Below are 23,516 nucleotides of genomic sequence, written 5' to 3'. Positions count from 1 at the left end.
AACCGGTGGACGAACCGGGATGTCTCCCCGGTGCCGCCCGCCCCCACCTGCGGGGTGTCGTGCCGCGCGCCTTAAGCCATCGGCCTGTCGGGCGCAAGCCCCTTTGCAGCGACGACGGCACGGTCAGCCAATTGCCGCGCGGTGCACCTGTCGGCCCGGGGTTGCGCGCATGGCAACACGGTCATCCCGAAATCACGCGAGCGACCGACCCCTTGCGCGCAGAGCGCGCGCGCGGGCATCTCCGGCGCAACGCCCTTTCCAGAGCGCGGAAGGCTGCCGTCAGGACCAGAAAAACACGCGCTGGATGAACCAGATCGCCCCGACACAGGCAATGGCCGCTGAGGCCGGCACGGCCACAAAGCGTCTGTATGCGGGGCCGTCATCGGCGTTGATGACCGCCAGGGCGCAGCAGAAACACAAGACGGCCAGCGGCACGAAGGCCGCTCCGGCGCTGATTCCCACAGCCGCTTCGAATGCGGGAACCGACAGCGCCCAGCCCAGACCGAGAAAGACCAGCGCCGAGGTTCCATAGGCGATCTGCCCGCTGCGCGCGTCAACAAGTCCTGCATCGGCCCGCTGCGCCATCCACACGATGGCAAAAGCAATGGCGATCACCGTCAACTGGCCAAATTCCACCCCAAGGTTGAACCCCAGAAGCGCGGGAACAAACTGCCCCTCGGGCAAGCCGAATTCCCCCAGCACGGAAGCAAAGCCAAGCCCATGCAAAAGCCCGAAAACAAAGATCACCACGGGCCGCCAGCGGTGCAGCTTGTCGGAAAGGATGTTTTCGACCGCCACATAGACGATGGAGGCGGCGATGATCGGCTCCACGATAGCCGCCGGCACGCTGACATATCCAAGCGCTCCAAGCGCAAGCGTCACCGTATGGGCCAGCGTGAAGGCGGAGACCTGCCAGATGAGCGTGCCAAGCCGCGATGACAAGAAGAACAGCCCCAGGACAAACAGGATATGATCGAGGCCCTTGGGCACGATGTGATCGAAGCCAACGGGAATATACTCGGCAAACACGCCGAACCCGCTCTTCGCATCGCCCCCTGCAATCTCGATGGGGCCGGACCGCTCGCCCGCGAGGTAGCCGGTATAGCCGTTCTCAGGGCCCTGCTGGCGCAGGATCAGCGTGCCAAGCTCTGCGGGCCATCCCATCGACACGGTCCTTGTGCCCTCTGGCAAAGCAGCGCCGAGAGTGACCACCGTATCGCGCGGCAGGTCGATGTCGCCGACCGGTCCCGGCTCGACTGCGCGGAAGCCCAGCGGAAGCGCTTCGCCATCGGCTTCGAAGGCAATGCCTTGGATCAGCCGCTCCGCCTCGGCCTCGAAGGCCTGCGCGATGGCATCCGGCGTGAGCGCGCGCAGCGCGTCCACGCGATCGGAGTCCTCGGTCGCATCTGTATCGTCGACGCCTTCGAGGTTGACGCCCGCGAGGAAGGTTTCGGCGTTCATGGTGATCGAAAGGGTCACGGAGCCTGCGCCGGCTTCCAGATCGGCGATGGCCGGACGCACCTCATGCGCCGTCGCGACGCTCGCGCATGCCAGCCAGACAAGTCCTGCCAAGATCAGACGCATCTTGCGTGCTCCTTCATTGTGTCGGCTTCGGGCCAGCCAGGACGGGGCTCACAGCCCGGCGGCGACGCGCTGCGCCCCCATCCGCCCCCTTTCGCCCCGAGGGTGCGGACGCGTGTAGCCTTGTGCTGAGCGCAGGTCAAAGCCCGACATGCCTGGCGCGGGACACGCGACGCGAAGATCGGCCCCCTGCCCTGCTGTCGCCGCGCATCGCCTTATGCCTGACCGGGCTTGCGCACAAAGACCAACGCCATGGCGTCGTGCAACACGATCGGACCGCTGACATAATCGCTCCCGATCGACGGCGTGCGCAGCGCAAGCTCCCATCCGAATCCTTCGAGGCCCGGCACAGGCAGTCGCAGCGGGTCGAATTCCTCCGTCGGCTTGCCCTCCATATGGGCGACCATGAAGACCTGCTCCCCGTCCGGCCCATGCCGCAACGCGGTAAACACCGTTCGGCCCCCGATCGGGTCGAGATAGTTGAACCGGTCCTTGGGGCCGTAATTGTCGCGAAGCCACGGGCGCGCCCGACGGAAATTGCGCACGTCGAGACAGAACCCGGCCTGGTCCGCATCCAGGGACGACAGCGAATTGGACACGTTGCAATATTCGTGCATGTCATCCATCCAGGCGCGCGCGATCTCCTTGAGCGTCGCATCCGAAAAATCGGGCCCGGCGAGAGGCGGTTCGGAAATGTTGAGCAACCTCGAAATCTCGTCGAGGTCATATTCCGTCACCTCGACCAGCGCGGGCAAAAACTCCATGAAGCGCGCAAGCGCTTCTCGGGTTTCGAATCCCAGCGCTTTGAGCCGCCGGAAATTGGCCGGAACCGAGTAGCTGTATTCGTCCACCTGCCACTTGAGGCTGATCGCCTCCTCTGCGACCACCTTGACGCCATAACGATCATCCTGATTGCGGATGAAGCCCCAACTGGCCCGCGCCATGGCGTTGAGGAAGTCCATCGGCACGCCGGGCATGGCGACATAGGTCAGCGCGTGCACGGCCGGATTGTCATAGGCCTTGTCGAGGATCTCCATCCGCGTGTTGCCAAGCCGCGTGTTGACGTTGAGCTTGGGGTTCACCTGCGTGCCACGCCTCAGCGTGTCGTGGTTGGAGGTGCCCGAAATCCAGTTTGCGCCAACCTGCACCATCTCCTTCAGACGCCAGAATTTCGACAGCCAGAACGTGTAGAGAAACGGTGTATTATGTGCGAAGGTCAAAGGGCCCCACTGGAACACGTCCTCGTCGCGCTGGGATTCGATCACCGCGCGATAGGTCGATGACAGCTCCCAGTCCTCTTCCGGCCAAGGGCGGCCATCCTCGAAGATGAACCACGGTCGGTAGTCGGTTCCGGCAACGGTCTGCACCACATCGGCCATCGATTGCAGATACTCGTCGTCATGGCGCAACGTCTGGGCGGCGGCATCCCACCATTTGAAATCCTGAGCACCGTCCACCCGCACGCCATCGGCGCCAAAGTTCACCTTGCGGCGCTGGATCTCCAGCAAGATCGCCCGCACGGCCGGGTTCTGGTAATCGAGGTTCTGACCATACATGTTCGGACCGGCAAAGAAATGCGAGTTCAGCGCGCGCATGCCCTGATTGTCCGCATGTCCAAAGACCACGTCGAGGATGAGCCGCTTGGGCTTCGACGGAAACCCGTGCAGCACCGCCGCAAGATCGACCAGTTCATCGGGTCTGCCGGTCTCGAGCAGGACCGGATTGACCGTCGCCATACCCGAGATCACCACGTCATAGCCCCAGTTGGTGGTGTCCGGCCGCAACAGCGACACCATGACATCGTCGCGGTCGCGCGCATCTTCGGCTTCGGCCTCCTCCCAGAAATCCGGCCCGGCCTCGTAAACCGTTGTCGGCTCGACGGGCAGCAACTGCACCGCGTCATACCCGAGGAACAGTTGATCCGCCGGTTCGAGCGGCAGATCATGCGCGACGCGCTCGGCAAGCCGCTGGTAATGGCGGGTCAGACTGGCGAGCGTGCCGCCGGCGGTTGCGGTGGGCACGTGGATCTGAAGAATGTTGGTGCAGGGCCCGAATTTGTGCGGTGTCTCGGCTTTGAGCGCTTCGAAATAGGCCTTGTCGGCGCGGTCCGCCTGCATCGATGCAAGATCGTAAAGCTCAGCCGGTGCCATGGCGCCAAACGGCAGGGACATGGCCAGCGGATCGAGGATGCGGTGCCATTGGTCTTCTGCATCCCGCCATGCCAGCGCGTAGAAATCGCCCACCGTGTCGCGGGTGCCCGCGCGCATGCCGCGCACCGCCGTGAAGCAATGCGCCTCTTCCCGGATCACCGGCACCCAGGTGCGTTCGAAGCGCAGGTGCTGATGCGACCGGGTAAGGTCGAGCGGTTCGGAGGGGCGCAGGATCTCAAGGAAAACATCGCTTTGCGGCACCCGCGCATCGAGGATTTCGGGCGTCCAGAAGCCGAAGACGGCGAGATCGTCTTCCACGCGCCCGCCCAGCCTGCGCGCCACCTGCATCTCTCCATCAAAGCTGGTAGTGGCCAAGGTCAACGCATCGCGTGCGGCCTCTGCCTCGGCGCGCGCGGCCGCTTCGACAAATTCGATGGTATCCTTCAGGGGCATTGCGGTTTTCCTTGTTGCTGTGACCCGCGCGGAATGATGCGGTTTTGTGGCCTATGAACCAAAGCGCTTTGGCCTTAGTCAATACGCCGTAGAAAGACGGTAGAGAAAGGGGCAAGTCGGATCGTGGTGCTGAAGGGCTGTCCCTGCCACGGTTGCGGCTGGAGCTCAATGGATGTCCTGCCTTCCTGCCGCCCGCCGCCATAATCCGCCGCATCGGTATCGAGCACGACCTGCCAGCGTCCTTCCTGCGGAAGCCCGATCCGGTAGCACGGCTGCGCTTGCGAACCGAAATTGCACAGGACAACAATCATCGGATCCGCCGGGGTGCCGTTGCGCCGCCAAGCGTACACGGAATTGGTGCTGTCATCCGCTTCGATCCAATCGAAGCCCGCCGGATCGGAATCGCGCGTGTGCAAGGCCGGCTCGGCCCGGTAGAGGCGATTGAGGTCACGCACGAGCCGCTGGACACCGGCATGGGCCGGCGTGTCGAGCGCGTCCCAATCAAGCGACCCATCGTGCCGCCATCCGCCGCGTGCGCCGAATTCCTGCCCCATGAACAAAAGCTTCTTGCCGGGATGGCCCCACATGAACCCGAAATAGGCGCGCAGATTGGCAAAGGCTTCTGCCGGCGTGCCGGGCATCTTGTCGAGCATCGAGCCTTTGTCGGGCCCAACCTCGTCATGGCTGATCGAGAGCATGAAGCGCTCCGAGAACGCATATGTCAGCCCGAAGGTCAGTTTGTGGTGATCGCGGCGGCGGGCCTCTGGATCTTTGCGCATGTAGTCGAGCGTGTCATGCGCCCAGCCCATGTTCCATTTGAACGCAAACCCCAGCCCGTCCTCGTTGGTTGATCGGGTAACGCCGGGAAAGGCGCTGCTTTCTTCCGCGATGGTCATGGTGCCGGGATGGAGCTTGGCGCACAGGTCGTTGAGCCGGCGCAGGAAGGCCGCGGCTTCGTGGTTCTCGCGTCCGCCATCGGGATTGGGAACCCAGTCTCCGGCGGCGCGGCCATGGTCGCGGTAGAGCATCGCCGACACCGCATCCACCCGCAAGACATCCACATGGTAGACCTCAAGCCAATAGAGCGCATTGGCCAGCAGGTAATTCTGCACCCCCGGTCTGCCGTAATCATACAGCAGGGTGTTCCATTCCGGGTGGCGTGCCGCGCGCGGGTCCTTGTGCTCGTAGAGCGCCGCGCCGTCGAACCGTCCAAGACCATGCGGATCGGTCGGGAAATGGCCCGGCACCCAATCGAGGATCACCCCCAGCCCGGCCTGATGCGCGGCATCGACCAAGGCCTGCAACCCTTCTGGCGGGCCATACCGCACCGTGGGCGCGTAAAGCCCCACCGGTTGATAGCCCCAAGAGCCATCGAAGGGATGTTCGCTGATCGGAAGCAGTTCGATATGCGTGAAGCCCATAGTCTGCGCATAAGAGACAAGCGCCGTCGCAGCGTCCGCATAGCTGAGCGGTGTGCCATCGCTGTTGCGCCGCCAGGACCCCAGATGCACTTCGTACACCGAGATGGGCGCCTCGACCGGGTTCCGGCGCCCGCGCTCTTCCATCCAGGCCGCGTCGTGCCACTCGTGTCGATTTACACGGCGCACCACGGACGCATTGGCGGGCGGATGCTCCGAGCCGAAGCCCACCGGGTCGGCTTTCGGCGGCAGCAGCGTGCCATCGCAGCCCAGGATTTCATACTTGTAGCGCGCGCCCTCCCCGAGACCGGGCACAAACAACTCCCAAACGCCGCTTGGATCGTGGCGCCGAAACGGATAGCGGCGACCGTCCCACTGGTTGAAATCCCCGACCACGGAGACCCGCTGCGCATGAGGCGCCCAGACTGCAAAATGTGTGCCTCGGACGCCTTCGTGGTCCATGACATGCGCTCCGAGCTTCTCCCAGAGCCGTTGATGCGTGCCCTCCGCGATGAGGTGCAGGTCGAAATCGCTCAGCACGGGCCCGAACCGATACGGATCGTCAAACGCCCAGGTTGCGCCATCCGCTGCGCGCGCCAGAACCCGATAGGCCCCGGGCGCAGCCACGACGCCCGAAAACAGACCGTCACACCCGTCGACAGAAGGCAGCGCGGTTGCGCGCGCGCCGGACTCCGGATGGATCTCCAACGCATCCGCCCCAGGCGTAAAGACGGTGATGACCGTGCCCTCCTCTGTGTCCTGAGGGCCGAGAATGGAGAACGGGTCAGAATGCGCGCCTTTTGCAAGACGCAAGAAACCGTCCATCCCATGCGGGCTGGCGCGCGATGCGGATCTATAGGTCATGATGAAAGGATAAGGTCATTGAGGCGCGCTTCAACCGGGGCGATCAGAAAGGGCCGCGGTCATCCGCATCGTTGCCCCGCGTGAATAGCCCTGCAAGGACGGGTCGTTGCAAGGTCCAGGACTCCGGTCATCGCGGCGGCGCGGGCCGTATCGCCCCGATTGGGGCTGACACGGCCCGCGTTTTCAAGGGCCGGGCGCGCAAGCGTTCCAATCAGGGACGCGGGATGCGGCCGTTTACCCGACCGCCCCCTTGCCAAGGCCCGGTCGCGCGGGTCAAAACGAGCCCCATGACCCATGCGCCCGCCGCCCCCGATACGACCGCTGTCTCTCTGCGCCCCGACATCCTGTGCATCGGGTCGGTGTTGTGGGATATCATCGGGCGGTCCGCATCCGCGATGCGCGCGGGATCGGACGTGCCCGGACGCATCACCCGGCTGCCGGGGGGCGTTGCCATGAACATCGCCATGACCGTCACGCGTTTTGGGCTCACCCCGTCACTTCTGACCTTGATCGGGCGCGACGCCGAAGGCGATGAACTGGTTGCAGAATGTGGCCGGTTGGGCTGTTTGACACAGCATGTCTACCGCTCCGACGATCTGCCCACGGATTGCTACATGGCCATCGAAGGCGCAGGCGGTCTGGTGGCGGCGATTGCCGATGCGCATTCCCTTGAATCGGCGGGCGCCAAGATCCTGCGCCCGCTCAGCGATGGCACGCTCGGCACGCCCGATACACCCTGGGACGGGCTGATCGCGCTGGATGGCAACCTGACCGAAGCGCTGCTCAACGACATCGTCTCAAGCCGGGCCTTTGCCCGGGCGGATCTGCGAATCGCGCCGGCCTCTCCGGGCAAGGCAGAACGGCTGACACCCTTTCTCAGGGCGGGTCGCGGCACGCTTTACGTCAATCTCGAAGAAGCCGGGCTGCTTTGTCAGACACCGTTTCAAAGCGCACCCGAAGCGGCCGAGCGACTGATCGCGCGCGGTGCCCATCGGGTGCTTGTCACCAACGGCGCGGATGTCTGTGCCGATGCGACGGCCGACGGCACGATTGACGCCCGCCCGCCCGAAGTGCTGGTCACCCGCGTCACGGGCGCCGGAGACACGTTCATGGCCGCGCATATCGCTGCCGAACGCGCCGGAGCCCCGCGTGCCGAAGCGCTTGAAGCCGCACTCTCTGCGGCGGCCGCCTATGTTTCAGGCGATATCGCCACGTGATCGCAAACGCTCCCGCGGCCACGCCCGGGCCTTTCAATCGCCCATCCCGCGCCAAGCTGACCCATGCAGCGCTTGTTTTCGCCACACACCAAGGATAGCCATAGCCCATGACCGGCCCGATCACCCTCTCGCCCGAAGTTGCCGAAGCCCGCGCCAACGGGGCGCCAATCGTGGCACTGGAATCCACGATCATCACGCATGGGATGCCCTGGCCGCAAAATCTCGAAGTTGCGCGACAGGTCGAAACCGCAATCCGCGAGGGCGGCGCGACACCCGCGACCATCGCGGTGCTGGATGGCACCTTGTATGCAGGTCTCACCGATGACCAACTCGAGACACTTGCCCGGGCCAAACATGCCGCCAAGCTGAGCCGCGCGGACATGGCCGTGTGCATGGCCGAGGGCCGGACCGGCTCCACCACCGTGGCCGCCACCATGATCGCCGCGCATCTGGCCGATATCGACGTCTTTGCCACCGGCGGCATTGGCGGCGTGCATCGCGGCGCAGACCAGAGCTTTGATATTTCCGCCGATCTTCAGGAGCTTTCGCGGACGCCTGTCACCGTCGTGGCCGCTGGGGCCAAGGCGATCCTCGACCTCCCCAAGACGCTTGAAGTGCTCGAAACCCTCGGGGTTCCGGTCATTGCCTATGGGCAGGATCAACTCCCCGCCTTCTGGTCCCGTGAAGCCGGGTTGCGCGCGCCGTTGCGCATGGACGCTCCGATGCCGATCGCACGGGCGCATCTCACCCGCGCCGCGCTGGGCATTGGGGGCGGCCAACTCGTTGCGAACCCGATCCCTCCGGAAGCGGAGATCCCGCGCGAGACACTGGCTCCGATCGTGGCCCAGGCGACAAAGGATGCCAACCGCCACGGGATCACCGGGAAAGGCGTGACGCCCTACCTGCTTCAGCGCATTTTCGAGCTGACAGACGGGCGTTCACTCGATGCCAATATCGCGCTTGTTCTCAACAATGCCCGTCTTGCGGCCGCGATTGCCTCTGAAATAAGCGATATGAGGACCAAACCTGCGTGATCTCGGTGCGCGCCCATTGTCGAACCGGCCCGGAGCGCTTAGCTTCGCACACGACCCCGGAGAGCACAGCGCCCCATGACCACCCCGTTTGATACCGAACCAAAGCGCCCCGGACTGTTCGCCAGCCTGCGCGCATCCTTTTTGACCGGCATCGTCGTCATCGCGCCCGTCGGGCTCACCGTCTGGCTCATCTGGACGGTGATTGGCTGGGTGGACGGGTTTGTCTGGCCCTTTGTTCCGGAAGCCTATCAACCCGAAGGGCTGATCAACCGGTTCCTCGGCAACACGGACCCGAATTCAGAGAGCTGGATCAACGTCAATATTCGGGGCGTTGGCGTCATCGTTTTCCTTCTCTTCACGCTTGCGGTGGGCTGGGTCGCCAAGGGGTTGATCGGTCGGTCCATGATCCGGGCCGCGGAAGGTCTGGTGGATCGCACACCGGTGGTGCGCTCGATCTATTCCGGCATCAAGCAGATCGCCGAGACGGTCTTTGCACAGTCGGAGCGCAGTTTCGAGAAAGCCTGCCTGATCGAGTACCCAAGGCGCGGGATCTGGGCGATTGCGTTCATTTCAACCGATACGCGCGGCGAAGTCGCCCAGAAAGCGACAAACCAGAACGGCATGGTTTCGGTCTTTGTGCCAACCACGCCCAACCCGACCTCCGGCTTCTTGTTGTTTTTCCCCAAAGAAGACGTGATCGAACTCGACATGTCCATTGAGGATGCCGCCAAGCTCGTGATTTCGGCGGGTCTGGTCTATCCCAACCCGGACAAGGCGCGCGAAGGCGTCGAAGAACTGGCGCGCAAGGCCTCCTGACCACGGGGCGCGCCGTGGGTAGCTGCCGTGGCGCGCCACACTCGCACGACCGTGACGGCAAACCGCTGCGCAGCGGTTTGCCGAGCCCAGGCTTCGGCCAGGGCGCTTTTGACCGGGTGGTTTGACGGGATCGCCAAGCCCCTCCATCCCACCCGCAAGTGACACCCCGCATAGCACTGCGTCGTCACCCTGTCCCGCAAAACAGCGACGCACCGGGACAATGTCGCGAGGTCGCCCCCACAAACACCTGACGTTCCGACATAAATCGCCACTTTGTCAGGCTTTGCGCTCCCTGCCCCGAATGATGGCCACACCGCAGCACCGCGCGATCACGGACTCCGCCGCGCCGCGCCGTGCTCAAGCAAACATGCTGCGCAAATCTGCGGTCTGTTTCCGCCCAAGATCGTCCTTGTGTGCAGACAAAAAGTCTCCCGCGGCGCGCCGCCCGGCCTCCTTCAGCTGGGCGATCACCGAAGGCACCGGAACCAGCTTGGTCGCCACGGACAGGGCGTTCATGAGACCGTCATCGGCAATCATATGAACGAGGGGCCGCTTCATCGCGTCTTTCGAGATGGTGCCGCCATCGATCAAGCGCTGCACGAAGTCGATGGCGCGCAATTCTCGCAGAAGCGAGGCGTTGAAGCTGATCTCGTTGATCCGGTTCTGGATCTCCTGCGCCGTGACAGGCAGCTTGTCGCGTTTGAGCGGATTGATGTTCACGACAATAATGTCGTCCGGCAAGTCTTTCTCGAACAAAGGGAAAAGCGGAGGGTTGCCCGTGTAACCCCCATCCCAGAACGCCTCGACCAGCCCGGTCTCCGGGTCTTCGACCTCCACCGCCTGAAACAGGGTCGGCAGACAGGCAGAGGCCAACACCACCTCCGTGTTGATCTGACCGCCTGAAAAGACCCGGATCTTGCCGTCGCGCACGCAGGTCGCGCCGACGAAGAAACGGGGGCCCTCGGCGGCGCAGACCCGGTCGTAATCGAAGCGCTCGACGATCCGTCTCAGGGGATTGTCGTAAAGCGGGCCCCAGTGATAGGGCGACATCATCCGGCCCGCGCTCTCCGCCCAGATATAGGGCACCGCGTTTTCAAGCGCGCGGCTGACCACCTCGGGATTGGGCATCCAGGCTTTCATCCAGCCCGGCATGGCGGCGTGTTCCACCGCTCCGATCTGCCGCCAAAGCCAGTCGAGGTTTTCCCGCGCCGCTTCGCGGCCACCGGAAATCAATCCGGCCTTCACCGCCGAGCCGTTCAATGCCCCTGCAGATGTGCCTGAAATCGCAGCAATTTCGAGATCTGTCTCTTCAAGCAAACGATCCAGAACGCCCCAGCTATAGGCGCCATGCGCACCGCCTCCTTGAAGTCCGATATTGATCCGGATCGGCTTAGCCATCGTCGCGGTCCTTCTGTGCCTCATAGGCGGCAATCATGTCGGTTACGGCGATGCCGTTGATGGTCATCCCATCGCAAAGCGCCTGCGTGATCGTGAGCCCGGAAAGGTTTGCGTTCTCGATCGCGCCCCCCTGAAACGACACGTTGTGAAACCGCGCGCCCCCGAGATTGGCGTTGTCGAACTGGAGACCGGCGCCATTCACATCCTCGAAGCGCGCGCCCATGAGATGCGCGTCGCTGAATGTGCTGTCTTTGAGGCTGACCCGCGTGAATTGCGACCCACACAGATACATGTTGTCGATCACCAGCTTGTCGCGTCCCGCTTCGGGCTCCTCCGCGCTCATTGCGTGGTCCAGCCGCCGTCAACGCTGATGGCCGTGCCGGTGATCTGTGCAGCAGCATCGGAACACAAGAACTGCACGGTGCCGGCAAGCTGTTCGACGGTGACAAATTCCTTCGAGGGTTGCTTGGCGAGGATCACCTTGTCGATCGCTTCATCTTCGGAGATCCCGTATTGTGCCGCGGTCGCCGGGATCTGCGATTCCACCAAAGGCGTCAGCACATAGCCCGGGCATACCGCGTTGCATGTGATCGGCTCCTTGGCCGTTTCGAGGGCAACCGTCTTGGTCATGCCTACCACGCCATGTTTGGCCGAAATATAGGCGGATTTGTAAGGGCTCGCGCGCAAACCATGGGCGGAGGCAATGTTGACCACCCGTCCCCAACCCGCCTTGCGCATCATCGGCAGCGCGGCAGCGGTGGTATGGAACACGGAGCTGAGATTGATGGCGATGATCGCGTCCCATTTTTCGGTGGGAAACTCGTCGATGGCCGCCACGTGCTGAATGCCTGCATTGTTGATCAGGATGTCACAGGCCCCGGCCTTTTCGATCAGCATCCGGCACTGGTCGCCCTTGGACATGTCAGCCTTGATGTAACGCGCCTCCACGCCGCACTCATCGGCGATGCTCTTGGCCAATGCGTGATCCTCGTCGCGATCCGTGAACGAATTGAGCACCACCGACACGCCCGATTTTGCAAGCTCTCGCGCGATCCCCAATCCGATGCCCGAGTTCGATCCGGTGATGACGGCGGTTTTTCCCTTGAGCGACATGGCGCTTCCTCTTCTTGTCAGAACGCATTTGCGATTTGCCCGCATGCTGCACATGCAAAGAGGAAAAGGAAAGGCCCCAAACAGGGAGACTGCCCCGCACGCCTGATGCGAACAACCCGTGACCCGGTCCGACCGCGCCTGATCGTGCACGCGGCGGCAACACAGCCCCTCGATCCCGTCGGACTGGTCGGATACGATCCGCGAGGAGAAACCGCGCAGCAGCAGCAGCAGCATGCGTGATCGCGAGGCGGACCGGCGTCGCCTCCATACGAGGCGCGACCGGATGACGGACCATGCACTACGCGAGATCGATCGTGCAGATTCCCGTCTGCGCCACCGCCCCCCTGCCGGAAGCGGCCGCGGCAAGACCGGGGGTCACGCGATTCCCGGTCCTGACCGGCACGCATCCAGCGTCCAGAGAATCGATCAACCATACGCACCCCGGCTCTGCCGCCGCCCAAAGTGCAAGACCCGTGCATTCAGCGACAAACCGCCGTCAAAGTCCTTAATTTCTTGAGGATGCGCGCAAAACCCGGGCAGAAAAAAACCCCGGCCGAAGCCGGGGTTAAGTCATTGAGGCAGGTTTCATACAGGCAAGAAACCTATCGAGCAGTGATCTCTTTATAAGCGTTTAGTGGCTGATCGCCAAGCTAAAAGTTTGAATTGCCCACACGCCCGGGATAGCGTCATGGTAAATAAAACAAGGGCTAGCAGGGATTGTTGCCGATATGGGCGTTAACTTTTTCCACAAATCCACAGCAGGCACGGCCGCCGCCGCGGCACTGATTCTGTCAGGCGGTCTGGCGATGGCCGAACCGATGCACGGAATCGCGATGTACGGGGAGCCGGAACTGCCTCCTGATTTTGCGCATCTGCCATACGCGAATCCGGACGCCCCTACCGGCGGACGGATTGTCACCGGCGAAGTGGGCGGCTTCGACAGCCTCAACCCGCATATCCTCAAAGGTTCGGTCCCGTGGCAGCTGCGCTTTCTGGCCTACGAGTCGCTGATGGGGCGCAGTTATGACGAGCCCTTCACGCTTTATTGTCTGCTGTGTGAGACAATCGAGACCAGCCCCACGCGGGATTGGGTCGAGTTCACCCTCCGCGAAGAGGCTGCGTTCTCCGATGGCACCCCGGTGACCATCGAAGATGTCATGTGGAGCTATGAAACGCTCGGCACGCAAGGGCATCCACGGTATCGCGGCACCTGGGCCAACATCGCCTCCATGGAGCAGACCGGACCACGCAGCATCCGCTTCACCTTCGGCGTGGCGGACCGCGAGCTTGCCCTCATTGTGGGGATGCGACCGATCCTGAAAAAAGCCCAGTGGGAGGACAAGGAATTCGGCGAGAGCGGGCTCGATACCATCCCGATCAGCTCCGCCGAATATGTGATCGACGATTTCGAGCCCGGGCGCTTCGTCTCTCTCAAGCGCAATCCCGACTACTGGGCACGCGATCTGCCCCTGCGCGCCGGATTTGGCAATCTAGACGAAATCCGCATGGAATTTTTCGGTGACGGCACTGCCATGTTCGAGGCGTTCAAGGCCGGAATTCTGAATTCCAACCGGGAATTCAATTCGGAGAAATGGGAAAGCCAATACGACTTCCCTGCCATCGACAGCGGCGCGGTGGTCAAGTCCGTCGTTCCACATGAGCGCCCGTCCGGAATCACCGGCTTTGTCATGAACACCCGCTCGGACGTGTTTGCCGATTGGCGCGTGCGGGACGCGATGCTGCACGCTTTCAATTTCGAGTTCATCAACGAAACCATGACCGGCTCCGCGCAGCCGCGGATCACCTCCTATTTTTCCAACTCCGTGCTGAGCATGTCGGACGGCCCCGCCGAGGGACGGGTCGCCGAATTGCTTGAGCCGTTCAAGGATGAATTGCTGCCGGGCGCGCTTGAGGGATATGCCCTGCCCGTCTCGGACGGCACCGCGCGCAACCGGGGCAATCTGCGCCGCGCCATCGCCTTGATGGAAGAAGCCGGCTGGACGGTTCAGGACGGCGTCATGCGCAACGCCGATGGGGAAGATTTCACATTCGAAATCGTTCTGGCACAGGGGTCCACGGAAGAAGCCACCATCATCGACATCTATGTCGAGGCGCTGCGCCGCTTGGGCATTGAGCCGACAGTCACCATCATCGATCCCGCGCAATACAAGGAGCGCACCAACGGGTTTGATTTCGACATGACCTATTTCCGGCGCGGGATTTCGCTGTCGCCCGGCAATGAACAAAAGCTGTACTGGAGTTGCGAGGCGGCGGAAACGGAAGGCTCCCGCAATTGGATGGGCATGTGTTCTCCGGCTGCCGAGGCCATGATCGACACGCTGCTCAACTCCGAGAGCCGCGATGATTTTCTCGCGGCCGCCCGCGCACTGGACCGGGTTCTGACCACCGGACGCTACGTGATCCCGATTTATCAATGGAATATCTCGCGGATTGCGCATGCCAAGGAACTGACATTCCCGGAGGCGCTGCCGATTTATGGCGACTGGATCGGATGGCAACCGGATGTGTGGTGGTGGCAGGAACCGTAACCCTTTCGGAGTGCCGGATGGCACGCACCACGGTGGGTCACGCTGGTGACACGCCCCGGACAAGAGGACGCGCGGGTGGTCAAACAGCCCGCGCGTTTGCGGTATCGTGGTGAACGGATCCGCTGTGCCCTGCAACGCGCGACACGTGGCACAGGTCAACAACAGCGGCCAGGAAGGCTTGGTATCCGCGCGATAGTGCAACTGAGCCACATCGGCACGGCTTTGGCCTTTCTCCCCCGGGCCTTCGGCCTGCGCAACCGCCAAAGGGATCGGAAAGGACATCTCCGCCGGCACGCGAGCGGTGCAGGGCTGGTTCTGAGCCTGCCGCGATCGGTGCCCGGCCTTGCCTGAAGCGACGCCTCATAAGACCTTTTGTCTAGAGACCGTTTCGCCGCCAGGGCCTATGCTGAGATGAGGAAGCAGGGAAAGAGACGGCCATGGCTCAAAGCGCCAGATCCACATCCATCGACAGCATGAGTACGGCACTTGTGGTCGACGATCACCCGCTGTTTTGCGACGCTCTCACGCTCACATTGCAGTCGATTGCCGATTTCGAGGAAATCCGCACCGCCGGCACGCTTGAAAAAGCGCTGGAAATCGTGACGCAGAACGATGAGATCGGCCTCATTGTGCTCGACCTCAACCTGCCTGACGTGAACGGGCTCGACGGGCTTGTGCGGTTGCGCAACGCGGCGCCGAGGGCCGCCATCCTGATTGCCTCGTCCATGGCCGAGAATCGCATGATCAGCCATGCGCTCAAGGCGGGCGCCAACGGATTCGTTCCCAAACATTCGCAGCGCTCCGTGTTTCGGCGCGCATTCGAAGCGGTGTCCAGCGGGCAGCCTTTTGTGCCTGACGGGTATATCGACCCGCAAGCCGGGCAGCAAAGTGATGGCGGCGACGCGCTCGCGCGCCTTGCTTCGCTCACCAATCAGCAGGCCCGCATTCTCAATCTGATCTGCGAGGGCAAGCTCAACAAGCAGATTGCCTTTGACCTGTCGATCGCCGAGACGACGGTCAAAGCGCATGTGACCGCCATCATGCGCAAGCTTGGCGTGCACTCGCGCACCCAGGCCGTGCTGATTGCGCAAGAGGCGCATTTCGCGAAAGTCTTGCCAAACGATATCTGAGCCTGCATCCTGTCCACAGCCAACAATAGGGACAGACGGATTGGACGGAACGATACATCGTTCCGCCGGGGAGGAGGCGCGGCGAACGCAGACATTGCGGGTCGCGCAGGTTGCAGCCGATACGGATCATGCGGCGCAGGCTTTATCTGACGCGCTGGGGGACGGTCCGTTTGCGATGGTTTGCCTGTTCGCCGCTCCCCGAGCGGATTTCACGGCTTTGACCCACGAGGCCTTGTCGGTCTTTGGAGGGGCTGAGGTTCTGGCCTGCACGACAGCGGGCGAGATCGGTGCGCACGGCTACGAAGACGATCAGATCATTGCGGTGGGTTTTCCGTCGGCATGGTTCGACGCGAGGGTCATCGCTGTCGACAATCTCGACCAGATCGATGAGCAGGCGCTCGTGGATGACGTGGTGCAGATGCGCATGGCATTGACCACGGCAGCACCGGGCATGGCCTCGGAATTCGCCTTTCTTCTGGTTGATGGTCTGAGCCTTCGCGAAGAGCACCTGACGGCGGTTCTGGCCGCAGGATTGGGGCCGATGCCGCTGTTTGGCGGGTCAGCCGGAGACGGCACGTCATTCCGGAAAACACGGCTGTCCCACAACGGGCATGTTCTCGACAATGGCGCGATCCTGAGCCTCGTCCGGTCGCATTGCCCCGTCCGGGTGTTCAGCCTCGACCACCTGCAGCCGACCCAGACGCGCATGGTGGTTACCGGCGCAGAGCCGGAGAAGCGCGTTGTCACCGAAATAAACGCGGAACCCGCCGCCGAGGAATATGCCCGCCTGCTCGGGAAGGACCCGTTGCAGCTTTCACCTTTCATCTTTGCGGCACACCCGGTCGTTGTGCGCCTCGGCGACACGCATCATGTGCGCGCCATCCAGCGCGTCAGTGACAGCGGCGAACTGATCTTCTTCTCGGCCATCAACGAGGGCATGGTTCTGACGCTGGCGGAACATCTCGATATCGCCGAACACCTTGATCAGGGGCTGACGCTTTTGGGCCGGGAGGTCGCTCCCGATCACATCATCGGGTGCGACTGCATTCTGCGCCGCATCGATGCCGGACAAGCGCAGAAGACCCAAGAGATTTCGGAAATACTCAAGCGGCACAACGTGACCGGGTTCTCCACCTATGGCGAGCAGATCGGGGCGCTGCACGTCAACCAGACCTTTACCGGGGTCGCCCTTTACCCGCCTGCCAGCTCCGATCCGGAGGACTGACGCCATGTCCCTGACCAACCCGGCCGACAGCCTCGAACGGCAGAACGCCAAGCTCAACAAGATTGCCCAGGCGTTGATGAACCGGGTGGAGTTTGGCACACACGAGTCCTCAGCGGCCTATGCGCAGTTCGAACGCGCGGCATTGCTCGAGAAGCGCGTGCGCGAGCGCACTGCCGAGCTGGAACGCACGTTGGATCTGCTGCATGAAGCCAATGGGCAGCTGGCCTCCGCCAATGCCGAAACAGAAGCCGCGCGCCGCAATCTGGCAGATGCGATCGAGACCGTGTCCGAAGGCTTTGCCCTGTTTGATCCCACGGATCATCTCGTCATGTGCAATTCGCGCTTCTGTCGCGACTTCCGGGATACGGCCCAGAACCTGTCACCCGGGCTGTCGTTTGAACATTACGTGACGAAAGTGAGCCATTCGCGCTATCTCGCCCTGCCCGACGGGCTGCGCCCGGAGGCTTGGGCCGCCAAGCGGATGCGCCGTCATAAAGACCGGCATGTGATGTTCAACGTCCGCCTGACAAAGGACCGCTGGTTGCAGGTTTCAGAACACCGCACCGGCAACGGCGGAACGGTTGTGCTTCAGACCGACGTCACCGACCTGATCCGGATGGAACGCCAGGAACGTGACAAGCTCAAGGACAAGCAGGCCAAGATGATCCGCGCGACGCTGGATCATCTCAATCAGGGGGTGGGCATTTTTGACGAAGCCGCGCGGTTGATCGGCTGGAACGAGAAGATCGGCGCGCTGCTCGGCCTGCCCGCCTGGCGGTTGCAGCTTGGAGCATCCTTCTTTACGATCATTGATCAGCTGGACGACGATGTGGACTTCACACGCGGCATCAGCCGGGATGGCTTCCGACGCTGGGCCCGTGGCCAGCAACCGCGCAAACCTATCAGCTTTGAAATCCGCCGCGGCGCGCGCATCACGCTGCAGATCTTCGGCCAGTCCATGCCCGATGCGGGTTTCGTGATTTCGGTCACGGATGTCACAGCGGAGCGCGAGGCGGCGCAGAAGCTGTTCGAACTCAACGAAATCCTCGAACAACGGGTCATGGATCGCACACTCGAACTGGAGGATGCGCTTTCGGCAGCGGAGCGCGCCAATGCCTCCAAGAGCCGCTTTGTCGCTGCGGCCAGTCACGACCTGTTACAGCCGCTCTCCGCGGCCAAACTGTTCATCTCGTCAATTGGGGATCGCACCACCAACGAGGCCGACCGCGCCGTGCTCGACAAGGCGCAGACCGCCCTTTCCGGCGCAGAGGAGATCATCGACGCCCTGCTCGACATCTCCAAACTCGACGCGGAAGGGATCAGCTTCGACATCCGCGCTGTTGCGCTGCGCGACATCCTCAGACCGCTCTGTGACGAGATGGGCGCGCTGGCAAGCAGCAAAGGATTGGCCCTGCACTACGTCAACACGGATCTGGTGGTCGAGAGTGACCCGGGCTACCTCCGCCGCATCGTGCAGAACCTGATCGCCAATGCAATCCGATACACCAACGAAGGCCGCGTGCTGATCGGGGTGCGACGCAATGGCGGGTCGGCCCGCATCGAGGTCTGGGACACAGGTCCGGGCATCGCGGAAGAAGATCAGAGCACCATTTTCGAGGAATTCAAACGTCTCGACACTCGCTCAAGCACCAATGAGGGCCTCGGCTTGGGATTGGCTATTGTCGAACGGGCCTGCGCACGGTTGGGCCACCCGCTGGGGCTTTGGTCGGAAGTGGGACGCGGAAGCTGTTTCATGCTCAACGTGCCGATCGCGGGTGAGGTCGCACCGCGCCGCGTCGGGAAAAGCGACGCGCCACGCCCGGTAACGCTGTCGCAAGCAGGCATGATCGCCCTTCTGGTGGAGAACGATCCTCAACTGCGTCGTGCGATCACCGTCCTGATGGAAAGCTGGGGCGTCAGCGTGCTTGAAGCGGAAAATGCGGCGTCGGCCCTCGAGCTTCTGGATGATCTTCAGATCAGCCCGGACGCTCTCTTGCTGGACTACCAGCTTGGGGCGGGTCTCAACGGTGTGGCACTCTATCAGACGGTGCGGGCGCAATATGGTCCGATACCCACCGTGATCATCACCGCCGATCGCTCTCCTGCATTGCGGCAGGAATGCCGGGATCTTTCGATCGGGTGCCTGTCCAAACCGATTGATCGTCAGAAGCTGGGGATCTTCCTTGATCAGGCCGTGTCGTGGATGGAATGAAGCCTGAGGCGAACCGCCTGCCTGAGGGTGACCGACGCGCCGGGCAGCAGTGTCAGTCTGCGGCGATTCCGGTGATGTAATCGGCAATACGCGCCCGCGCGGTGTCCGGCCACGCACGCGGCTTGGTGAAACCCACCTCGGACAGCACCAGCGACATGTCTATCGAGGCCCGCGCTTCGCCGCCGCATGTCGCTGAGAGCGACAGATCGAGGCTGGAGCGACCGATGCTGACGACGCTGAGACGCCAGATCAGGTGATCGCCGGACCGGGACGCCGCGGGAAACGAACTCTGCGCCGAGACAATCGGCACCGCAAGATCTTCGCCGTGATGCATGCGCCAAAACGACCAGTCCAACGCTTCGTCGAACCACCGTTCGACCACTTCATAGGCCATTTCCCCGTAACGCGAGAAATTCACGACCCCGGTTGCGTCGCAGTGATGAGTAAGCACTTGGATGTGCGTGCGGTAATCAGCCATGGAGTGTTCGTTCAGCAATAGATTGTTGGTCGTGATGCCCGCAATCGGTCACCGAACCTGTGGGTAGCATGGAATGACACGCCCGCCAATTCCGAATTGTATACGATCGTATTGCGAGACGTTTGAGCCACGGTATTGGCGTTGCAGCCCGGCAAACCACGCACGCCGTCCGGGGCCATGCCGGTCGCGCTGCGCGCAAGCAGTCCGGCGGGCGGTAAAGCTTACGGCATGACCGTTCTGGCCGAGCGGAAAGCGGCAATGGCGCCTCTTCCGTCGCCCTACCGGGCAATCACGATATCCACACGCAAACCGCCAAGGGCCTCGCTCTCCCCGAGACGGAGCAAGCCCCCATGCGAGCGCGCAATATCTGCGGCAATGGCCAGTCCCAAACCCACGCCACTGCCACGATTCTGGTTGCGCGCAGGATCGAGGCGCACAAACGGGCGCAGTGCATCCTCGCGCCGATCCGCGGGAATACCCGGCCCGTCATCCTCGACCCGGATGCGCAGCGACTTGTCCGATAGCTGCACGGACACCTCGCAATGCGTCCCATAGCGCACGGCATTGCCGATCAGGTTCTCGATCGCGCGGCGAATGGCCGCTGGACGCACCGCAACCGTGCCCGCCCCTTCACACAGCGTCAGCGTGACGGACTGTCCGCCCCTTTGGCAGTCCTCGACGATCTCCTGCACCATGGCGCAAGGTTCGACCGGTTCGGTGTTGCCCGCTTCCGCATCGCCGCGCGCGAAATCGAGAAACGCATCGATCAGGGCCTGCATGTCTTCAACATCGCGCTCCAGTGGCTCGCGGTCAGCATCCTCCAGCAGTGACAGCCCAAGCCGCATGCGGGTCAGCGGCGTCCGCAAATCATGGCTGACACCGGACAGCATCATGGTGCGTTGTTCGATCTGACGTTCGATCCGCGCGCGCATGGACAGGAATGCCCGTCCCGCCGCCCGGACCTCCGTGGCGCCGGAGGGAGAATACGGCAGGATCTGCCCCTTGCCGAAGGCCTCGGCCGCATGGGCCAGCCGTGTGATTGGCCGCAGCTGGTTGCGCAGATAGAGGAACGCCACAATTGTGATGAGAATGCCAAACAAGATCATGTTGACGAATAGCTGATGCGGGTTGGACGCCGACGTGCGGCCCCGGCTCAGCACCACTTCGGTCATGGAGGCGCCATCGCGCAGGTAGAGGATCACGGCATCATCATCGGGCAGCGACACCCGCTCAAGCGTCTCGATCCGGCTGTGCAAGGTCCGGATCACGACAATCCCGGTGAAATCATACCAGCGGCGCCGATCTTCGTCAGGGATGGTTCGGGGATCCACGTTTTCGGTCACGCGCAACGCCAACGCATCGGCAAACGCCTTGCGCGTAACGGGGTCCTCCGCCTGCATCATGGCCGTTACCGAGCGGGCGGCCTCGCGGCTCAACTGGTTCGTCACGCCTTCGAAATGACGTTGGATGAATACGATGGACACCACCAGTTGCAGCGTCAGCACCGGAAGCAACAGGATCAGCGCCGCCCGCGCATAAAGGCTGCGCGGCATGTAGTGTTTGAGCCATTCGAACGACATGCGCTAGATCCTATGCAAAGCGCCGATGCTGCGCCATGACCAAAGCGAGTCGCCATGACCGATCCTGATCCAGATTTCCGCCCCCTGCCCGGCATGGTCGAGACGCTTGAGCCCGGATTGCGCCGTATCCTGGCGCCGAATCCGTCCCCAATGACCTTTCGCGGCACGAATACCTATATCATCGGAGAAGGCGATATCGCGATCATTGATCCGGGGCCGGCAGATCCAGGGCATCTTGAGGCCCTTCTGGACGCCATCCGGAAGGAGAAGGTGCGTTGCATCCTTGTCACCCATGCCCATCTCGACCACAGCCCACTCGCCCCTGTTCTTTCAGAACACTGCGGTGCGCCTGTTCTGGCATTTGGCGACGCAGAAGCAGGCCGCAGCGCAACAATGCAACGCCTTGCCCGGACGGCCATGATCGGCGGCGGTGAAGGCGTGGACAGCGCGTTCCGACCCGATATCGCGCTTGCGGATGGAGACCCCATTTCCGGCCGGGACTGGACACTGCATGCGCTGCACACGCCGGGCCACATGGCCAACCACCTTGGATTCGCATGGGACGATGCGTTGTTTACCGGTGATCTGGTGATGAGATGGTCGACCTCCTTGGTGTCGCCTCCCGACGGAGATATGAGGGCCTTCATGGCATCCTTGCGCGCCCTTTCGGAACGCAAATGGGACCGGTTCCATCCCGGCCATGGCGCAGCGGTGGACAAGTGCTCAGAAAGGCTTGCCGAACTCATCAGCCATCGAACAGCCCGGGAAACGGCGATTCTCTCGGTGATCGAAGACACGCCCTGTACCGTCGAAACCGTGACACGCCGGATTTACACGGAACTCCCCGAGGCGCTGTTTGCTGCTGCTGAGCGCAACGTTCTCGCGCACCTGATCGACCTGTGCGAACGCGATTTGGTGGTTTCGGACACCCCGTTCACACCCTCGGCACGCTACGCCCGACCCTGACGGCCCGGGAGTTGAAAAAATTGCAAAACCCCTCTGGACGCGCTGATTCCGCGTTGCTATACGCTGCCTCGTGTTCCGGCGTAGCTCAGCGGTAGAGCAGTTGACTGTTAATCAATTGGTCGTAGGTTCGATCCCTACCGCCGGAGCCAAAAATCGAGATAAATTAGACACTTGCTGAGACTTTCAAGTGCGAGCGATCTTGGTTTTTGGCCTTGTCACCGGATTGATCAAGGATTTCGCGGTATACCCTGAACCCGAAAAGCGTTTCGCGACACGGTGCCGAACGCCTTGGCCGGCTTCCGCGTCGGCACGACGCCGGATAGTTACGCATGCCGCGCCCCGCCCGTGTCGAGACGCCGCTCAAGACCAACACCCAATCCCATCCTGTTGATCCTCGGAAAGCGTCTGCCATCCGGGACGTCCCAAAAAAGCTTCTCCTAACGACCAATCGAAAAACTCCACCCTCGGCGGAGACATGACACTCTCCCGCGTGTGGCGCCTCCAGCAAAAAAGCGTCCACGGCTCGGGGAACAATACGCAACGCCCCTTAACCGCAAAGAGACGCGGGCACCGGACAGACATGCGAGAACCACAGACGGGCTGTCGGGACCAACCAAGACTGCCCTTGTCCGCGGCCAAAGCATTCTGTCCCGGCCCCAGATACAATTATCGCTGAGCGCGCAATTTCCGTCACGGCGCAGCGTCGCATCAAAATCTCAAACCAAGAAATATCATTGCCAAGGGGACGGGAGAGACAGCCAGGATGATCGTCAAGAATGTCGCGACCGGGGAGAAAATGCCGCTCAGACCGGCGATCATCATGATCCCCCCGCCCCCGCCGATCAGTGAGTTTCCGGGTGTGTTCACCGCCAAGGCCAAGGCGATATAACGATACCGCAGGCCCAGGGACACGGCCCGTTTCGAGTGACCGTCAAGCAGCATTGCCAAGCGCGCTTCGCCAGATAAGGGCGCTACACGCGCAACGAGGGCCGCCGCCCGCGTCATATGCAGCAGCGACAACAGACGCTCCAATGCACCAATCGGAAGAAACCGCCCGATGGTGAAAGCAAGCATCATCGATGCAACCGTTGCGATGTAGATCAATGGAGCGATACTGGGACCAAAAGCTGCCAGCATGGCAATCCCGATCTCGGCACCGGGGACAAAAGGCAGCGCCAGCAAACCGATATAGGCAACCGATCCCAGCATAATCGCCCAGTGAACCTGCTGTTCGTTATCCGGGCGAATCTGCAGGTTCAGAGCGTCACGGATTTCATGCGCACCCCAGGTCGCGATGATGATCACTCCGACAAGCAGGGCAAACCGCACGAA

17 protein-coding genes and 1 tRNA gene are annotated in these 23,516 nt (G+C 62.4%); 9 read left to right on the top strand and 9 right to left on the bottom strand.

Features of this window, described 5'->3' with window-relative positions; genetic code table 11:
• Positions 1 to 279: 279 nt before the first annotated feature.
• The 3 genes from J1C49_RS08515 to glgB all read right to left on the bottom strand — a co-directional run bounded on the left by J1C49_RS08515 (position 280) and on the right by glgB (position 6,466).
• Positions 280 to 1,584 (bottom strand): HupE/UreJ family protein, encoded by a 1,305-nt coding sequence (locus J1C49_RS08515; RefSeq protein ID WP_227445395.1) that lies wholly within the window; start codon positions 1,582 to 1,584, stop codon positions 280 to 282.
• A 212-nt stretch (positions 1,585 to 1,796) separates the two neighbouring features.
• Entirely contained in the window at positions 1,797 to 4,184 is a 2,388-nt protein-coding gene (gene gghA, locus J1C49_RS08510) for a glucosylglycerol hydrolase (RefSeq protein WP_227445394.1), read from the bottom strand.
• A gap of 74 nt (positions 4,185 to 4,258) precedes the next feature.
• The gene (glgB, locus tag J1C49_RS08505; RefSeq protein ID WP_227445393.1) at positions 4,259 to 6,466 is read right to left on the bottom strand and encodes a 1,4-alpha-glucan branching protein GlgB; all 2,208 of its coding nucleotides are present in this window, start codon (positions 6,464 to 6,466) and stop codon (positions 4,259 to 4,261) included.
• 287 nt (positions 6,467 to 6,753) lie between these two features.
• Here glgB and J1C49_RS08500 point away from each other — a divergent pair, with 287 nt between their 5' ends.
• From J1C49_RS08500 to J1C49_RS08490, 3 genes are all read left to right on the top strand, one after another.
• Positions 6,754 to 7,683 (top strand): PfkB family carbohydrate kinase, encoded by a 930-nt coding sequence (locus tag J1C49_RS08500; protein WP_227445392.1) that lies wholly within the window; start codon positions 6,754 to 6,756, stop codon positions 7,681 to 7,683.
• Between the two features lie 107 nt (positions 7,684 to 7,790).
• Entirely contained in the window at positions 7,791 to 8,717 is a 927-nt protein-coding gene (locus J1C49_RS08495; protein WP_227445391.1) for a pseudouridine-5'-phosphate glycosidase, read from the top strand.
• Between the two features lie 75 nt (positions 8,718 to 8,792).
• Complete coding sequence (locus J1C49_RS08490) at positions 8,793 to 9,533, top strand: DUF502 domain-containing protein (RefSeq protein WP_227445390.1); 741 nt, start codon at positions 8,793 to 8,795, stop codon at positions 9,531 to 9,533.
• Between the two features lie 357 nt (positions 9,534 to 9,890).
• Here the strand turns inward: J1C49_RS08490 and J1C49_RS08485 are convergent, their stop codons facing one another.
• From J1C49_RS08485 to J1C49_RS08475, 3 genes are read right to left on the bottom strand one after another with little or no spacing between them, the layout of a single operon-like run.
• The gene (locus J1C49_RS08485; RefSeq protein ID WP_227445389.1) at positions 9,891 to 10,931 is read right to left on the bottom strand and encodes a patatin-like phospholipase family protein; all 1,041 of its coding nucleotides are present in this window, start codon (positions 10,929 to 10,931) and stop codon (positions 9,891 to 9,893) included.
• Positions 10,924 to 11,274, bottom strand: a complete 351-nt coding sequence (locus J1C49_RS08480) for a pentapeptide repeat-containing protein (RefSeq protein ID WP_227445388.1) — start codon at positions 11,272 to 11,274, stop codon at positions 10,924 to 10,926. The genes J1C49_RS08485 and J1C49_RS08480 overlap by 8 nt, the downstream gene beginning before the upstream one ends.
• Positions 11,271 to 12,044 (bottom strand): 3-hydroxybutyrate dehydrogenase, encoded by a 774-nt coding sequence (locus J1C49_RS08475; protein WP_227445387.1) that lies wholly within the window; start codon positions 12,042 to 12,044, stop codon positions 11,271 to 11,273. The genes J1C49_RS08480 and J1C49_RS08475 overlap by 4 nt, the downstream gene beginning before the upstream one ends.
• A 728-nt stretch (positions 12,045 to 12,772) precedes the next feature.
• Between J1C49_RS08475 and J1C49_RS08470 the strand changes: the two genes are divergently transcribed.
• From J1C49_RS08470 to J1C49_RS08455, 4 genes are all read left to right on the top strand, one after another.
• Positions 12,773 to 14,593, top strand: coding sequence for an extracellular solute-binding protein (locus J1C49_RS08470; RefSeq protein WP_227445386.1), 1,821 nt, complete (start codon positions 12,773 to 12,775; stop codon positions 14,591 to 14,593).
• A gap of 437 nt (positions 14,594 to 15,030) precedes the next feature.
• Entirely contained in the window at positions 15,031 to 15,723 is a 693-nt protein-coding gene (locus J1C49_RS08465) for a response regulator transcription factor (RefSeq protein ID WP_227445385.1), read from the top strand.
• Positions 15,724 to 15,763: 40 nt separating this feature from the next.
• A complete protein-coding gene (locus J1C49_RS08460; RefSeq protein ID WP_227445384.1) occupies positions 15,764 to 16,948 on the top strand; it encodes an FIST N-terminal domain-containing protein in 1,185 nt (394 codons plus the stop codon).
• 4 nt (positions 16,949 to 16,952) lie between these two features.
• The gene (locus tag J1C49_RS08455) at positions 16,953 to 19,160 is read left to right on the top strand and encodes a PAS-domain containing protein (RefSeq protein ID WP_227445383.1); all 2,208 of its coding nucleotides are present in this window, start codon (positions 16,953 to 16,955) and stop codon (positions 19,158 to 19,160) included.
• A gap of 52 nt (positions 19,161 to 19,212) precedes the next feature.
• Here J1C49_RS08455 and J1C49_RS08450 read toward each other — a convergent pair whose 3' ends face one another.
• Entirely contained in the window at positions 19,213 to 19,638 is a 426-nt protein-coding gene (locus tag J1C49_RS08450) for a thioesterase family protein (RefSeq protein ID WP_227445382.1), read from the bottom strand.
• Between the two features lie 278 nt (positions 19,639 to 19,916).
• The gene (locus J1C49_RS08445; RefSeq protein WP_227445381.1) at positions 19,917 to 21,218 is read right to left on the bottom strand and encodes an ATP-binding protein; all 1,302 of its coding nucleotides are present in this window, start codon (positions 21,216 to 21,218) and stop codon (positions 19,917 to 19,919) included.
• 54 nt (positions 21,219 to 21,272) lie between these two features.
• On the opposite strand from J1C49_RS08445, the gene J1C49_RS08440 reads away from it, so the two are divergent.
• Both J1C49_RS08440 and J1C49_RS08435 read left to right on the top strand, forming a co-directional pair.
• Entirely contained in the window at positions 21,273 to 22,184 is a 912-nt protein-coding gene (locus tag J1C49_RS08440) for an MBL fold metallo-hydrolase (RefSeq protein ID WP_227445380.1), read from the top strand.
• Positions 22,185 to 22,258: 74 nt separating this feature from the next.
• Positions 22,259 to 22,333 (top strand) — tRNA-Asn (locus J1C49_RS08435).
• Between the two features lie 559 nt (positions 22,334 to 22,892).
• Here J1C49_RS08435 and J1C49_RS08430 read toward each other — a convergent pair.
• Complete coding sequence (locus J1C49_RS08430; protein ID WP_227445379.1) at positions 22,893 to 23,489, bottom strand: hypothetical protein; 597 nt, start codon at positions 23,487 to 23,489, stop codon at positions 22,893 to 22,895.
• Between the last annotated feature and the right edge of the window lie 27 nt (positions 23,490 to 23,516).

It is taken from the genome of Cognatishimia sp. F0-27 (genome assembly GCF_020667845.1).
Classification (GTDB): domain Bacteria; phylum Pseudomonadota; class Alphaproteobacteria; order Rhodobacterales; family Rhodobacteraceae; genus JAFMPQ01.
Note: the sequence above shows the minus strand (reverse complement) of the source record. Positions and strands in the feature narration are given on the sequence as shown.